The 14,880-nt window shown below is 60.0% G+C and carries 9 protein-coding genes; 4 read left to right on the top strand and 5 right to left on the bottom strand.

All coding sequences use genetic code 11. The annotated features are described in order from the left end of the window. Positions 1-203: 203 nt before the first annotated feature. The 3 genes from AC1DXW_RS00410 to AC1DXW_RS00400 all read right to left on the bottom strand — a co-directional run bounded on the left by AC1DXW_RS00410 (position 204) and on the right by AC1DXW_RS00400 (position 7,364). Positions 204-1,577 carry a DUF3999 domain-containing protein gene (locus tag AC1DXW_RS00410; RefSeq protein ID WP_477752629.1) on the bottom strand — a complete coding sequence of 458 codons (1,374 nt, stop codon included), beginning with the start codon at positions 1,575-1,577 and terminating at the stop codon, positions 204-206. Continuing rightward, the gene (locus AC1DXW_RS00405; protein ID WP_477752630.1) at positions 1,574-4,765 is read right to left on the bottom strand and encodes a DUF2339 domain-containing protein; all 3,192 of its coding nucleotides are present in this window, start codon (positions 4,763-4,765) and stop codon (positions 1,574-1,576) included. The genes AC1DXW_RS00410 and AC1DXW_RS00405 overlap by 4 nt, the downstream gene beginning before the upstream one ends. Positions 4,766-4,913: 148 nt before the next feature. Further along, positions 4,914-7,364 (bottom strand): glycogen/starch/alpha-glucan phosphorylase, encoded by a 2,451-nt coding sequence (locus AC1DXW_RS00400; protein ID WP_477752631.1) that lies wholly within the window; start codon positions 7,362-7,364, stop codon positions 4,914-4,916. A 254-nt stretch (positions 7,365-7,618) separates the two neighbouring features. On the opposite strand from AC1DXW_RS00400, the gene AC1DXW_RS00395 reads away from it, so the two are divergent. Next, the gene (locus tag AC1DXW_RS00395; RefSeq protein WP_477752632.1) at positions 7,619-8,056 is read left to right on the top strand and encodes a YkgJ family cysteine cluster protein; all 438 of its coding nucleotides are present in this window, start codon (positions 7,619-7,621) and stop codon (positions 8,054-8,056) included. 217 nt (positions 8,057-8,273) lie between these two features. Here the strand turns inward: AC1DXW_RS00395 and typA are convergent, their stop codons facing one another. Further along, positions 8,274-10,094, bottom strand: coding sequence for a translational GTPase TypA (gene typA / locus AC1DXW_RS00390; protein WP_477752633.1), 1,821 nt, complete (start codon positions 10,092-10,094; stop codon positions 8,274-8,276). A 139-nt stretch (positions 10,095-10,233) separates the two neighbouring features. Then, positions 10,234-11,688 carry a tRNA uracil 4-sulfurtransferase ThiI gene (gene thiI, locus AC1DXW_RS00385; RefSeq protein ID WP_477752634.1) on the bottom strand — a complete coding sequence of 485 codons (1,455 nt, stop codon included), beginning with the start codon at positions 11,686-11,688 and terminating at the stop codon, positions 10,234-10,236. 328 nt (positions 11,689-12,016) lie between these two features. Between thiI and glnA the strand changes: the two genes are divergently transcribed. The 3 genes from glnA (at position 12,017) to AC1DXW_RS00370 (ending at position 14,852) form a co-directional block, all read left to right on the top strand. Beyond that, positions 12,017-13,423 (top strand): type I glutamate--ammonia ligase, encoded by a 1,407-nt coding sequence (gene glnA, locus AC1DXW_RS00380; protein ID WP_008002929.1) that lies wholly within the window; start codon positions 12,017-12,019, stop codon positions 13,421-13,423. A gap of 296 nt (positions 13,424-13,719) precedes the next feature. Further along, positions 13,720-14,235 (top strand): DUF4124 domain-containing protein, encoded by a 516-nt coding sequence (locus tag AC1DXW_RS00375; RefSeq protein ID WP_477752662.1) that lies wholly within the window; start codon positions 13,720-13,722, stop codon positions 14,233-14,235. Further along, positions 14,232-14,852: a DUF4124 domain-containing protein gene (locus AC1DXW_RS00370; RefSeq protein WP_477752635.1), complete on the top strand. Its 621-nt coding sequence runs from the start codon at positions 14,232-14,234 to the stop codon at positions 14,850-14,852. The genes AC1DXW_RS00375 and AC1DXW_RS00370 overlap by 4 nt, the downstream gene beginning before the upstream one ends. The last annotated feature ends 28 nt before the right edge of the window (positions 14,853-14,880 follow it).

Below are 14,880 nucleotides of genomic sequence, written 5' to 3'. Positions count from 1 at the left end.
ATCAGACGTGATCGGCTGAAGAGAGTTCATGTGCGGGGATGAGCGTAGTTGGAAATGGGCTGGGTGTGGGCCTGAGAACTGCAGTCATTTCGGCACTTTCAGTGACTGGGCGAACGCTTTCGCGAGCAGGCTCGCTCCTACAGGGGTACGCGTTCAAAATGTGGGAGCGAGCCTGCTCGCGATTGGGTGCGTAGCACCCACTGTCAGGATTTGGCAGTAGGCTTGCGCAGCAAACTGAACGCCATCGCCGCCAGGAACAAGACACTGAGCAACAACACTGCCCACAAGCCGAACTTCTTCCACTGGGTGTCCGTCGTAGCCAGCGTTTTCTCAGTCGATGCATTCGAGACCACCGCCCCGACATCCACCATGGCCCGGCCCAAGGTCGCGAGCTTCGCCGGGCCGTAATCCGGAATCAGCATCGACAGCGGCAAGTTCGCCGCCTTCGCCGTCGTATTCCCCACAACCAGCGTGTAAGGCCCCGGCCCGCGCGCCAGGAACACCAGTTGCGTGGCGCGCACGGCAAACTTCAGCGTCGGCGCCTGATCACCCAGGCCGCCGCCGCGTTCGTCCACGGTCAGTTTCAATTGCTGGACGATTTGCCCTGACAACGGCAATTCGTTTTGCACCACATCCTGACCGTTCTGGGTCAGGCGATAGAGCAAACCGCTGCCCAACGACTGCCATGGCAGGCTGCTGTCGCGCCGACCGGCCAGACTCACCGGCGCCAGGCTGTTGGGCTGGCTCAGCTCGACCTGCACTCGCTCGACATTCAGCCCCATCGGCAACTGCCAGGTGTACTCACCCGCCTTCGTGCTGCTGCCGGTCAACGCCTGGGACCAGACCAACGGCAGCGGCAGGCTGCGGGTACTGGCGCTTTGCAGTTGCGCCGAAGTCAGGGTCGGTGCCGAATGCGGAGTGATCCACAGCAACCGCAAGTAGCGCGCCGACTGGCCCGGCAGGCCGATTTCATGCTGCTCGACCCGCTCGTCGGCAAAGGTCAGGCGCGCCACCTGCCCTTCGCCCCAGAACTGCCAATGCTGTAAATCGTCGCTGGCTTCGAGGGTGAAACGCTCGAAGCCGTCGCGCTCGCTGGTCCAGTCGAGAATCAATTGCCGCAACGGCGCCTTGATCGCGGAAGCGTCGAGCAACCAGCCGCGCAACTCCTCCTCACCCGCCTCCAGCTGACTTGAGGGCTGCACCTCGACCAAGGTGCCGTTGGCGCTCGATTGCACCCGTACGCTCGGCGCGGTTTCAGTGGCGTCCACCGAGTTGTACAACGCAAACCGTTTCACCTCGGTCAAGGTGCGCGTTTCACTGCTCTGCGCCGACTCCCGGGCCAGGGCATAGGCCTGAACATCACCGACGGCGTTGAACACCCGCACATCGCTCAGGTCGGCCTGCCGTGCATTCAGTTGCACGCTCAGGGGCAGTTCAAGGCGATACCAGGGGCCTTCGCCCGTCACCGACAAAGGCACTTGGGTGGTGAAGTCCGCCGGTTTTTCCTGGGCAACCGCCGACAACACCACGCCCATGGCAACAGCGGCCAGCCAACCCAGGTTCAGCTTCTGACTCAAGATGACACTCCTTCGGATTCCGCGAGCGGTTTCCCGGTATCCGGCACAGCGTCGGCGCGCTTGGGCGGCAGCGGGGCGAAATAGCCCACCACCAGCAGCAAGACGCCGACTCCAATAAACGACACGATCCGCGCCAGCCCGCCACGATTGCTCAATTCGACAAAGAACAGCTTGGCCACGACCACGCCGATCAAGGCGGCGCCGATCAGCCAGACTTCGCGGCGGCGACGCAAATGGCCGCCGATCATCAAGCTCAGGGCCATCAGGGTCCAGACGATGGACAGGCCGGCTTGTACACGCATCGACGCCAGCAACAGATCCAGCTCGAACGGCACCCCGCTCCAATGGTGCGCCGTACGCATTACCAATGCAGTAAAGAACATGAACAGCGAGGCACCTGCGACCCCTTGCGTGGCGATGGCGACGTAATCCTCGCGGACCGCCAGTTGTGTCATGGCACTGCGGGACCAGGCATAGACGCCGAACAGCGCGAACAACAGGCCGAGCTCCAGCGGGTTGATCAATGGCACGTAGGGCAGAGGTTCAGCGTTGCCGTCACTGGCGACATTCGCCAGCCAGAACCAGCCGAGCATCAGTAACGCCAGCGGCGCGGCGGCGTATACACGGTATTCCCTCGAATATGTCGACACCGGCCAAGGCCACGCGCGAGGTGCCGCCATCAGCACCAGATACAGACTTGGCAGAATCGCCCAGCCCAACCAGCGCCAGGCGTTGTATTGCTCGGACAACACCAGCAAAGCGTAACGCAGCTCCAGAGCCAGCACCCCCATCAACAGCCAGCAGCCGAGCACATGGGCGACACTCAGCACGCGCGCCGGCAGCATGGGCGCCAGACGCCGCAGGGACATGAAATGCACGACGAACACGGCGGCCCACGCCAGCCAGCCGGCGTTGGCCGCCGGGTGATAACGCGAGTGCCAGGCCGCCAGCAGCACCAGCGCCGCCGCGGGAATCAACACTGTGCAGAGCACGCCCAGTGACGGCCAACTCAGGCGCAGCGCCAACGCTGTCCACAGCGCGACACTCACGGCAGCCATGCTCAACAAAAAAGTCGCCTGCATCGGCAACGACGCGAAATGCAGCACCTCGATGACCCAGGCCAACGCCCACCAACCTGCGCCCCACACCAGCAACGCCTGGGACAACCGCAACAGACTCAACCCTTTCAACGCTCCACGCACACGACTCATCTGCAAACGCCAGGCCCCGAACATCGCGGCCAGCCCCAGCACCAGCGGCGCCCAGAACCCGCCATGGGCCAGGGGTCGCAGACCGTCACTGAGCTGCGGTCCTGTTACCAGGAACAGCGCGCCACCCAACAGTTGCACAGAGAGCGCGGTGAACACGAACGTGCGCGATTGCAGACGCAAGCCAACCAACAACGTCAGCCCCCCGGCCAAGGCCCAACTGATCACCGTGCCGTGACTGAAGAAAAACAGCGGTGCCAGCAAATAGAGAAACGCCAGCCCGAGGCAAGCCAGGACTGGCAGGCCTATCAGCTCCCAGGGCCTGATCTGCTCCGGCAAGGCTTTGCGTAACTGGTAGAAGCTGAACAACAACGCGACACCCAACAACAGCGCGCCTAATGGCACACCGCCGAGCAGGCTGCTCTCGCTGCTGTGCAACTCGCTGAGAAACGCCAGCGCCGACCCCAGTTGCAGGAGCAAGGCAAAGGCCCGGGCCAGGGGCCTTTGCTGACGCAGACCGAGCCAGAAGATCCCCGCGCCTTCCACCGCCCACGCCGCCGTCGTCCAGCGCGCATCAAGCCCCAGCGGAATCGCCAGACTGGCGAAGATCACCCCCAAGGCCAGGCAGGTTTCCCCCAGCAACAGCGTGCGCCCGGCCATCAGCCAACGGGCGAGTCCCATGTAAATCATGCCCAGCGTCAAGGCACTGAACGCCGCAGCGAATTCCAGATGCTGCACCAGTGCGAACTGCAAGCCGAAACCCACCAGCGGCGGGCCAAACAGCAGTGTGCCGTCGACGTAGTCACCCTTGCGCGCCGACCACTGCAGCAGCGCTTCGCGATTGCCCTCTGCCGGTGCATCGCTCATCGCCATCAACTTGCGCCGGGCGTACAACAGACCAATGGCCAGGTACATCAGGAAAAACACAATCAGGAACGGCTCGGTGCTCCACAGCAACTCCGGCGAGTAGGAGCGCAGGCCCCAGGCGAAACCGATGCCGAAGGTGCCGGTGAATCCGATGACATTCAACAGCCGCCAGGCCTTGAACCAGGCGATGGCGAGGATGCCGGCGTTGAGCAGGGAAAAGTAACTGAACAGCGCGACGTGGCTGCCGGCGCCGGTGGAGGCCAGGATGGGCGCGGCGAAGCCACCCAGTGCGGCAGCGGCGGCCAGCCCCAGGGAGTCCTGGGTAATGGCGAGAATCGCCGAACAGATCGTCACCGCCACCAGCAGGCCAAACGCCGCCGAGGGATCGAGCAACGGATGCAGGCGCATCGCGGCAAACACTGTCAGGTACAACACGGCGATCCCGGTGCCCTGCAAGATCAACGCGTAACTGCTGTTGCGCGCTCGTAACCACCAACCCAATCCGAGCAACCCCAAGGCTGCGGCCGCCACACCGGCGTAGCGCAACTCAACCGGCACCACCACGCCTTCAGTGGCATAGCGCAGCAGAAAGGCCAGGCCGAGGAACAGCAACACCACGCCGACCCGCAAGACTGTATTGCCGCCGAACAGCCAGGCGCGGGCGCGACTGATGGCGCGGTCGATGAGGTTCGGGCCATGCGGGGGGACAGGTGGTTGTGCCTCACGAGCAGTCGGCTCGGATTTCCAGGCATCGGCGACTTCGCTGGCCGCTGCGGGGATTGGCTCGAGCTCGGGCGGCAGCTCCCAGATCAATTCCGGGACTATGGCAGGTGTTTCATCAAGGAGGGCTTCAGGCGATACCAGCGGTTCACGGGTTTCCGGCGCCTTGACGCCTGATGCTTCAAGCACTGCCAGCCGTTGCTCGACCGCTTGCAGCGCAACCTGTGCCTGTTCCAGCAAGTGCTGCTGCTCGGCTGCCCGAGCGTCCATGCGAGCCATGCGAACGGCTTGGCCGACACCCAATCCGAGTAACGCGCCCAGCAGTGCATCACTGAATGACTCGTCGAGTATCCAGCCGAGCACCAGCCCGATCAGCATGAAAATCCATTGCATGGTCGATATCCCTAAGCTCAATCCCGAAAGATTAGCGTAACCAGCGCCCAAAAGATCGCAGCCTTCGGCAGCTCCTACGCGATCCTGCAGGAGCTGCCAAAGGCTGCGATCTTTTCCGGCGCGCCAGTATATCCACCTGCCTGAAGACTTACTCCAGCGCCTTCCAGATCTCCGTGGCGTACTCGCGAATGGTCCGGTCCGACGAGAACCAGCCCATCCGCGCCGTGTTCAACACCGCCGAACGCCACCACTGGTTCGAATCGTGCCAATGGGCTTCGACGCGCATCTGTGCATTCCAGTACGAGTCGAAATCGGCGCAGACCAGGAAGCGGTCGAAATCTACCAAGGAGTCGATCAGGCCGGTGTAACGGGACGGATCATCCGGCGAGAACACGCCGCCACGAATCGCTTGCAGCACATCGTTCAGACGATGGGAGGCGGCGATATCCGGTGCCGCATTGAACTCATGGTTCTGTTTGCGCGCCTCGACCTGCTGTGCGCTGAGACCAAAGATGAACATGTGCTCGGTGCCGATGCGCTCGCTCATTTCCACGTTGGCGCCGTCCAGGGTGCCGATGGTCAGCGCGCCGTTCAGGCCGAATTTCATGTTGCTGGTGCCTGACGCTTCGAAACCGGCGGTGGAGATCTGCTCGGACAAATCCGCCGCCGGAATGATGCTCTCCGCCAGGCTGACGTTGTAGTTGGGCAGGAACACCACTTTGAGCAAGCCGCGCACGGTCGGGTCGTTGTTCACCACCCGGGCGATGTCGTTGGTCAGTTTGATGATCAGTTTGGCCTGGTGATAACTCGCGGCGGCCTTGCCGGCAAAGATTTTCACCCGTGGCACCCAGTCGATTTCAGGTTCCGCGCGAATCGCCTGGTACAACGCCACGGTGTGCATCAGGTTGAGCAACTGGCGTTTGTATTCGTGGATTCGCTTGACCTGCACGTCGAACATCGCTGCCGGGTTGACCGCGACGCCCAGCCGCTCATGAATCAGGTACGCCAGGGCTTTCTTGCTGTGCAGGCGTTGCTCGGCAAATGCCTTGCGGAATGCATTTTTCTCGGCGAACGGTTCGAGGGCGAGCAAACGCTCTTCCGGGTTGTCCAGCACTTGCGGCCCGAGGACATCGACCAGCATCGAGGTCAGCTCGGGGTTGGCCTGATACAGCCAGCGGCGGAAGGTGATGCCGTTGGTTTTGTTGTTGATCCGCTCCGGGTAGAGCTTGTGCAGTTCGGAGAACACCGTTTGGCGCATCAGTTGCGTGTGCAACCCGGACACACCGTTGATGCTGTGGGAACCGAGAAACGCCAGGTTGCCCATGCGCACCCGGCGTCCGTTGTCTTCTTCGATCAGCGATACCGCGCGCAACACGTCGAAGTCGTGGATGCCTTTGGCCCGCAGGGAGTCGATGTGCTGGGCGTTGATCAGGTAAATGATCTGCATGTGCCGTGGCAGCATGCGCTCCATCAAACCCACTGGCCAGGTTTCCAGCGCTTCGGGCAGCAGGGTGTGGTTGGTGTAGGAAAGCGTGTCGACCGTCACTTGCCACGCCGCATCCCACGCCACGTCGTAGACGTCCACCAACTGGCGCATCAGTTCGGCGACGGCAATCGAGGGGTGAGTGTCATTGAGCTGGATCGCCGCGTGATCGCCCAGGGTCAGTACCGAGGTGTGCATGTTGCGATGGCGGCGCAGCAAATCCTGCAGGGACGCGGCGACAAAGAAGTATTCCTGACGCAAGCGCAGTTCCTGGCCGGCTTCGGTGCTGTCCGCTGGATAGAGCACGCGGGAGATACTCTCGGCCCGGGCTACTTCGGCCACGGCGCCCAGGTGATCGCCGGCGTTGAAACGCTCCAGGTGCAGATCTTCCATGGCCCGGGCGCGCCACAGGCGCAGGGTGTTGACGCTCGCCCCGCGCCAGCCGACCACCGGCGTGTCGTAGGCAATGGCCCGTACGGTTTCCGCCGGGTGCCAGACTTGCCTGGACTTGCCGCTGTCATCGGTCACGGTTTCGACGCTGCCGCCAAAGCCGATCGGATAAACCACTTCAGGCCGCTCGAATTCCCAAGGGTTGCCGAAATCCAGCCAGTGTTCGGTCTGCTCTTGCTGCCAGCCATCGACAATCGCCTGGCGGAACAACCCGTGCTCATAGCGGATGCCGTAGCCATGACCGGCGATACCGAGGGTCGACATGCTTTCCAGGAAACACGCCGCCAGACGCCCGAGGCCGCCGTTGCCCAGGGCCGCATCGGGCTCCAGCAAGCGGATGCGCTCAAGATCGACACCGAGTTCGGTCAGGGCTTCGCGGGCCACGTCGAGCAGGCCGAGGTTGCTCAGGCTGTCGAACAGCAGCCGACCGATGAGAAATTCCAGGGAGAGGTAATAAACGCGCTTCTGACCTTTGCGGTAGATCTGCCGCGTATGGTCCATCCAGTGCTCGACCATGTGGTCCCGCGCGGCCAGGGCAATGGCTTCGAACCAGTCATGGTCGAAGGCGTGATCCGGGTCTTTACCCACTGCGTAAGTGAGTTTGGTCAAGACGGCGTCGCGAAATGCGGCCACCTCTGCTTCGCGAACAAGTGGTTCTTGAGTCATCGATAGGACCTCGAGCGAGCTTGGGTTGTCTGAGCCTAGACGGTCTGACAGGCGGTAGAGGCTCTGGTTCGGCAGTTTTTCCTGTAAGTGCGAATCGGGTCGGCAATACATTGTCGTATACCTGATTCAATGCAGGGGCCGTGCCGGATTAGCGGCTTATTGGCCGGCAGTGAAAAAATCTGGCGAAAGGTTGTTCAAAAATCCACCGGTCCCGGTATGATCGCGCGCCCTGATGCACACGCTGGTAACAAACGATGATGAAGCCGAACCTGATCGCTGCCGCAGAGATCGACCGCCTCGATACCTGGGCCAAGTACTCTGCCCCGATGTGCGGCTCGTGCATGTCCAGCTGCTGCACCCTGCCCGTCGAGGTCAAGATCAAGGACCTGATCCGCATCGGCGTGGTTGATGAGTTCGAGCTGGGCGATCCGCCGAAGAACATCGCCAAACGCCTGCAAAAGGAAGGGTTGGTCGAGCGTTTCAACCAGAAGTCAGGAATCTTTACCCTCCAGCGCATGAGCAACAACGATTGCCTGTACCTGGATCGTAAGAGCCGTCTGTGCACTATTTATGAAAAGCGCCCGGATACCTGCCGCAACCACCCGAAAATCGGCCCGCGGCCGGGGTATTGCGCCTACAAGCCGAAAGAAGTGGAGCGCGTGCAGAATTCGCGGAGTATCGAGCGGTTCTGATACCCCCGGAATTTGCGGCGCTGGTACTGGCCTCATCGCGAGCAAGCTCGCTCCCACAGGGGTTCTGTGGTGTTCACACAATTTGTGGTTCACCTCGAACACTGTGGGAGCGAGCTTGCTCGCGATGAGGCCAGTACAAACGCCACACAAACCCCAGACAAACAAAAACGCCCCCGGCCTTTCGACCGGGGGCGTTTTCGTTAAGCAAGGCTAAATCTTATGCCTTGGCTTTCTTGGCAGCGCGGGTACGCTCGCCTTCGTCCAGGATCTTCTTGCGAAGACGGATGGACTTAGGAGTCACTTCACACAGCTCGTCGTCCTGGATGAATTCCAGAGCCTGTTCCAGGGTGAAGCGAACAGGTGGAACCAGAGCGATGGTTTCGTCTTTACCCGAAGCACGCATGTTGTCGAGCTTCTTGCCTTTGGTTGGGTTGACGCCCATGTCGTTGTCACGGCTGTTCAGACCAACGATCTGACCGTTGTAGATCTCTTGACCGTGTTCAACAAACAGCTTGCCACGCGCCTGGAGAGTTTCCAGGGAGTAGGTCAGAGCCTTGCCGGTTTCTACCGATACCAGAACACCGTTCTGACGGCCGGACATGTCGCCGGACTTCATGGTGTCGTAGCGATCGAAGATCGAGGTCAGGATGCCAGCACCGTTGGTCAGGGTCAGGAACTGGTTACGGAAACCGATCAGACCACGAGCAGGGATGTTGTATTCCAGACGCACACGGCCTTTGCCATCCGGCACCATGTTGGTCAGGTCGCCCTTACGCAGGCCCATCTCTTCCATAACCTTGCCCTGGGATTCCTCAGGGGTGTCGATGGTTACGTTTTCGAACGGTTCCTGCTTCACGCCGTCAACCTGACGGATGATCACTTCAGGACGACCAACGCCCATTTCGAAGCCTTCGCGACGCATGGTTTCGATCAGTACCGAAAGGTGCAGCTCACCACGACCGGAAACCTTGAACTTGTCGGCCGAGTCGCCTTCTTCAACGCGCAGTGCAACGTTGTACAGCAACTCTTTGTCCAGACGTTCCTTGATGTTACGGGAAGTCACGAACTTGCCTTCTTTACCGCAGAAAGGCGAGTCGTTTACCTGGAAGGTCATGGAAACGGTTGGCTCGTCAACGGTCAGAGGCTTCATCGCCTCGACATTGTCCGGCTGGCACAGGGTGTCGGAGATGAACAGCGAGTCCATACCGCTCACGCACACGATGTCGCCGGCGAAAGCTTCTTCAACGTCGATACGGTGCAGGCCGTGGTGACCCATCAGCTTCAGGATACGACCGTTACGCTTCTTGCCGTCGGCGCCGATAGCCACAACCGGGGTGTTCGGCTTGACGCTACCACGAGCGATACGGCCAACGCCGATAACACCCAGGAAGCTGTTGTAGTCCAGTGCCGAGATTTGCATCTGGAACGGACCATCACGGTCAACCTTCGGTGCTGGTACGTTGTCGACGATCGACTGGTACAGCGGGGTCATGTCTTCAGCCATGTCGGTGTGTTCCAGACCGGCAATACCGTTCAGGGCCGAGGCGTAGACGACTTTGAAGTCCAGCTGTTCTTCGGTGGCACCCAGGTTGTCGAACAGGTCGAAGATCTGGTCCAGAACCCAGTCCGGACGCGCGCCTGGACGGTCAACCTTGTTGATGCACACGATTGGACGCAGGCCGGCTTCGAAAGCCTTCTTGGTCACGAAACGGGTTTGCGGCATAGGGCCGTCTTGAGCGTCAACCAGCAGCAGAACGGAGTCGACCATCGACATTACACGTTCAACTTCACCGCCGAAGTCGGCGTGGCCCGGGGTGTCCACGATGTTGATGTGGTAGCCGTTCCAGTTGATGGCGGTGTTTTTCGCCAGAATGGTAATACCGCGCTCTTTTTCCTGGTCGTTGGAGTCCATCACGCGCTCGTCGTTGAGCTCGTTGCGCTCCAGGGTGCCGGATTGACGCAGGAGTTTGTCTACCAGGGTGGTCTTACCATGGTCAACGTGGGCAATGATGGCGATGTTGCGTAGATTTTCGATCACTTGTGTATCTCGATCAGAGGATTCGGTGTGCTGACAAGTCTTGGCAGCGATTAACAGTAGCGTCCGTGAAAGCCGTTACAGCTTGACGGTGGCATCGGGGGGCCGGTGACGCAGGCCACAGGCAAACAGCCCCGGGCACTTAGCTCGGTCGATAAACGCGCACATTGGCATGCCCCTCACTGAGCAAATGGTGGGCATGCAGGCGACTCATCACGCCTTTGTCGCAATACAGCAGGTACTGGCGAGTAGGGTCCAGTTCCTTGAAACGAGCGTTCACTGCATAAAACGGCATCGTTTGTACCTCGATGCCAGCGAGGTCCAGCGGGTCGTCTTCAGCGGCATCCGGGTGACGGATGTCGATGACGATCTGACCGGCCAGCGCTTCGCTGACTTCTTCAATCTGCAAGTCCTGGCCCAGTTCATCGATCACGCGATCGATCGGCACCAGTTTGGCGTTTTCGAGCGCACGCTCGAGTACCGCCATATCGAATTCTTTCTCTTCATGCTCGACGCGATAGCGCTTGGCCGCTGTCTTCGGATTGACCGAGATGACGCCGCAGTACTCCGGCATGTGCCGGGCGAAATCGGCGGTACCGATTTCGATTGCCGTGTCGATAATGTCCTGCTTGTGGCTGGCGATCAGCGGACGCAACACCAGCTTGTCGGTCACGCAGTCGATCACTGACAGGTTTGGCAACGTCTGGCTCGACACCTGGGAGATCGCCTCACCGGTTACCAGCGCCTCGATGTGCAGTCGATCGGCAATTTGGGAGGAAGCGCGCAACATCATACGCTTCAATACTACGCCCATATGACTGTTATCGACTTTGCCGAGAATTTCGCCCAGCACTTCCTCGAACGGCACACTGACAAATAGCACGCGTTGGGAGCTGCCGTACTTCTTCCAGATGAAATGCGCGACTTCCATGACGCCCAGTTCGTGGGCACGTCCACCCAGATTGAAGAAGCAGAAGTGCGCCATCAGGCCACGGCGCATGATCTGGTAGGCCGCCACGGTGGAATCGAAGCCGCCGGACATCAGCACCAGCGTCTGCTCCAGGGCGCCCAGCGGATATCCGCCGATGCCGTTGTGCTGGCTGTGGATCACGAACAACCGTTGGTCGCGAACTTCGATGCGGACTTCGATTTCCGGCGCTTTCAAGTCGATCCCGGCGGCGCCGCACTCACGACGCAGCTTGCTGCCGACGTATTTTTCGACGTCCATCGAGCTGAACGTGTGCTTGCCCGCACGCTTGCAGCGCACCGAGAAAATCTTCCCGGCCAGCGCATCGCCGTAGTGGTGTTTGCACTTTTCGGTGATGTCGTCGAAGTCGCCCAGCGGGTACTCGTCGATCTGCAGAAAGTGCGCGATGCCCGGCATGCAGGTCAGGCGCTCACCCATCTCTTTCAAGGCTTTCGGGTCGGTGACGCGGGTTTCCAGCTCGAGATTGTCCCACACGCCGCTCACCACCACGGCCGGGTCCAGATCGCGGAGCACGGCGCGGATGTTTTTGGCCAACTGGCGGATAAATTTCGTCCGGACAGGTCGACTCTTGATGGTGATCTCGGGGAAGACTTTTACGATTAATTTCATGGAAACAGCGCGCGCAGGGCCTGCCGAAAAAGGGGGGCGCGGATTATAGCGGAAATTGCTCAAGGTTTAACCAGTTAATGTGCAGAAGGTTTCGTGCGCACCAAAACAGGTCATTTATTGAAATGAGCGCCACATTGTAGGGCGGGATTTTCCGCTTTAAGGTACTTTTCCGCCTGACAGGCGTGAAATTGGGGCAAAAAACCCATGCTGGGGCACTGGCATGCAATTTGCTCCCTTGTGAGGCAGGTTGCCTTGGCAGAGTATTCGCGCCGGCATCACCCACATTTAAGGGCATCCATTACCAGCCCGAAGCCACCCGGAGGACACTATGTCGAAGTCGGTTCAACTCATCAAAGATCATGACGTCAAGTGGATTGATCTGCGCTTCACGGACACCAAAGGCACTCAGCACCACGTGACCATGCCGGCTCGCGATGCGCTGGATGACGACTTCTTCGAAGTCGGCAAAATGTTCGACGGTTCCTCCATCGCTGGCTGGAAAGGCATCGAAGCCTCCGACATGATTCTGATGCCGGACGACTCCACCGCTGTTCTGGATCCGTTCACCGAAGAACCGACCCTGATCCTGGTCTGCGACATCATCGAGCCTTCGAGCATGCAAGGCTACGATCGCGACCCACGTGCGATCGCCAAGCGCGCCGAAGAGCACCTGAAAGCCACCGCTATCGGTGACACCGTGTACGCCGGTCCAGAGCCAGAGTTCTTCATCTTCGACCAGGTCAAGTTCAAGTCCGACATTTCCGGCTCCATGTTCAAGATCTACTCTGAACAAGGTTCGTGGATGTCCGACCAGGACATCGAAGGCGGCAACAAAGGCCACCGTCCAGGCGTCAAAGGCGGCTACTTCCCGGTTCCACCGTTCGACCACGACCACGAAATCCGTACCTCCATGTGCAACGCACTGGAAGAAATGGGCCTGACCGTCGAAGTTCACCACCACGAAGTGGCGACTGCCGGCCAGAACGAAATCGGCGTCAAGTTCAACACCCTGGTGAAGAAAGCCGACGAAACCCAAACCCTGAAGTATGTCGTGCACAACGTAGCCGATGCCTACGGCCGTACCGCTACCTTCATGCCTAAGCCGCTGTACGGCGACAACGGCTCGGGTATGCACGTACACATGTCCATCTGGAAAGATGGCAAGAACACCTTCGCAGGCGAAGGCTATGCCGGTCTGTCCGATACCGCTCTGTACTTCATCGGCGGCATCATCAAGCACGGTAAGGCCCTGAACGGCTTCACCAACCCGGCGACCAACTCCTACAAGCGTCTGGTTCCAGGCTTCGAAGCTCCAGTGATGCTGGCCTACTCGGCTCGCAACCGCTCCGCTTCGATCCGTATTCCTTACGTGTCGAGCCCGAAAGCCCGCCGTATCGAAGCACGCTTCCCGGATCCGGCTGCCAACCCGTACCTGTGCTTCGCCGCACTGTTGATGGCTGGCCTGGACGGCATCCAGAACAAAATCCACCCTGGCGATGCCGCTGACAAAAACCTGTACGACCTGCCGCCTGAAGAGGCCAAAGAGATCCCACAAGTTTGCGGCAGCCTGAAAGAAGCCCTGGAAGAGCTGGACAAAGGTCGTGCGTTCCTGACCAAAGGCGGCGTTTTCAGCGACGACTTCATCGACGCTTACATCGCCCTGAAAAGCGAAGAAGAAATCAAGGTACGTACCTTCGTACACCCACTGGAATACGAGCTGTACTACAGCTGCTGATCCGGTAGCGCTGCAACACGCGGCGTGACAAAAAGAGGCCTCCTTCGGGAGGCCTTTTTATTGCCCACATTTCCATGATTGACGATGGACCCTGTGGGAGCGAGCTTGCTCGCGATGGGGGCATCAAATTCACCATTGATATTGCCTGTTAGTCCGCTATCGCGAGCAAGCTCGCTCCCACAGGGATTTATGGCGCTTGGAATATCTCAGAAAAGAAAACCAAATGTTAACGGCTTGGGATAACCGCCAAGCCTGGCCTATGCTGCAACCCAATGCTTTCGTTTCCGGTCAATTCCATGGGTCGCGGTTTTCTCTTCATCCTGCTGCTGATCGTTCTGCCCGCCACGGCGCAGATCTACAAGTACACGGACGCCAACGGCGGCGCCGCGTACAGCAATCAACCGCCTGACGGCGTCAGCGCCCATCTGGTCGACTTGCCGCCCCTCAACAGCGTCGAGCGCCAGCCTCCCGGCGAGGCCGCACCTGCTGCTGAAGCCGCTCGCAATGAACCGCCCCACAAGACCTATGAAGTACTGGAGCTGACCGGCCTGCCCACCACCGAAGCCCTGCGTGCCAACAACGGCACGTTCACCATAACGGTACTGATCAAGCCGCGCCTGCAAGCCCCCCACCTGTTGCAGCTACTGCTGGACGATCAGCCCTACGGCCAGCCAGGCAATGTGCCGATCCTGCAACTGGTGAACATCGATCGCGGCGAACACCGTCTCGCCGTACAAGTGATCGACGGGGAAAACGTTGTGCAGCAGAGCCCTGCGGAGAGATTCACTGTACAGCGGGTGCACAAGCCTTGAAGGCGTGGCTACTGATCACCTGCCTGATCGCCCTGCCCGCCTCGGCAGAGGTCTTCATGTATGTCGACGCCCAGGGCAATCGGGTTTTCACCGACCAGCCCAAATCCGGCAACGCCAAGCGTGTACCGCTGACAAAGAGCAATCGAATAGCGGCCAACCCCAACAGTGCAGCGCCGTTGCTTGCCCAGAGCAGTCCCGAAGTACAAGCGCTGCTCCACTATGAGGTGCTGCGCATCCTGATCCCGGAACCCGACGCAACCATCCGCAGCAATACCGGCGAAGTCATCGTCAGCGCCACCAACGAACCCGCCCTGCAACCCGGTCACAGCTACCGGTTGCTGCTCGACGGCCAGCCCACCGCCGAACCCGGCCTGAGCCCGGTGTTCCCATTGAGCAACATCGATCGCGGCAGCCATACCCTGTCGGTGGAAATCCTCGACGAACAGGGGCGCATCGTCGAACGCACCGCCAACCAACCTTTCCACATGCAGCGCACGTCTCTCGCCCAGAAGCGCAAGATCAAACCCTGCACTCTCGAAGACTACGGCCAGCGGCCGGAATGCCAGCTCAACAACAAACCCGCCGAAGAAAAAAATCCATTCTTGCGACTGTTCTAACCTCGTTCAGGTTTGCGCACTATATTGG

The sequence above is a fragment of the Pseudomonas sp. P4_C4 genome, from assembly GCF_056402055.1.
Note: the sequence above shows the minus strand (reverse complement) of the source record. Positions and strands in the feature narration are given on the sequence as shown.

Bases quoted from the DNA above. Each gene is read 5' to 3' on its own strand.
- AC1DXW_RS00405 (WP_477752630.1), bottom strand. From the start codon at position 4,765: ATGCAATGGATTTTCATGCTGATCGGGCTGGTGCTCGGCTGGATACTC.
- AC1DXW_RS00400 (WP_477752631.1), bottom strand. From the start codon at position 7,364: ATGACTCAAGAACCACTTGTTCGCGAAGCAGAGGTGGCCGCATTTCGC.
- AC1DXW_RS00395 (WP_477752632.1), top strand. From the start codon at position 7,619: ATGATGAAGCCGAACCTGATCGCTGCCGCAGAGATCGACCGCCTCGAT.
- thiI (WP_477752634.1), bottom strand. From the start codon at position 11,688: ATGAAATTAATCGTAAAAGTCTTCCCCGAGATCACCATCAAGAGTCGA.
- glnA (WP_008002929.1), top strand. From the start codon at position 12,017: ATGTCGAAGTCGGTTCAACTCATCAAAGATCATGACGTCAAGTGGATT.
- AC1DXW_RS00375 (WP_477752662.1), top strand. From the start codon at position 13,720: ATGGGTCGCGGTTTTCTCTTCATCCTGCTGCTGATCGTTCTGCCCGCC.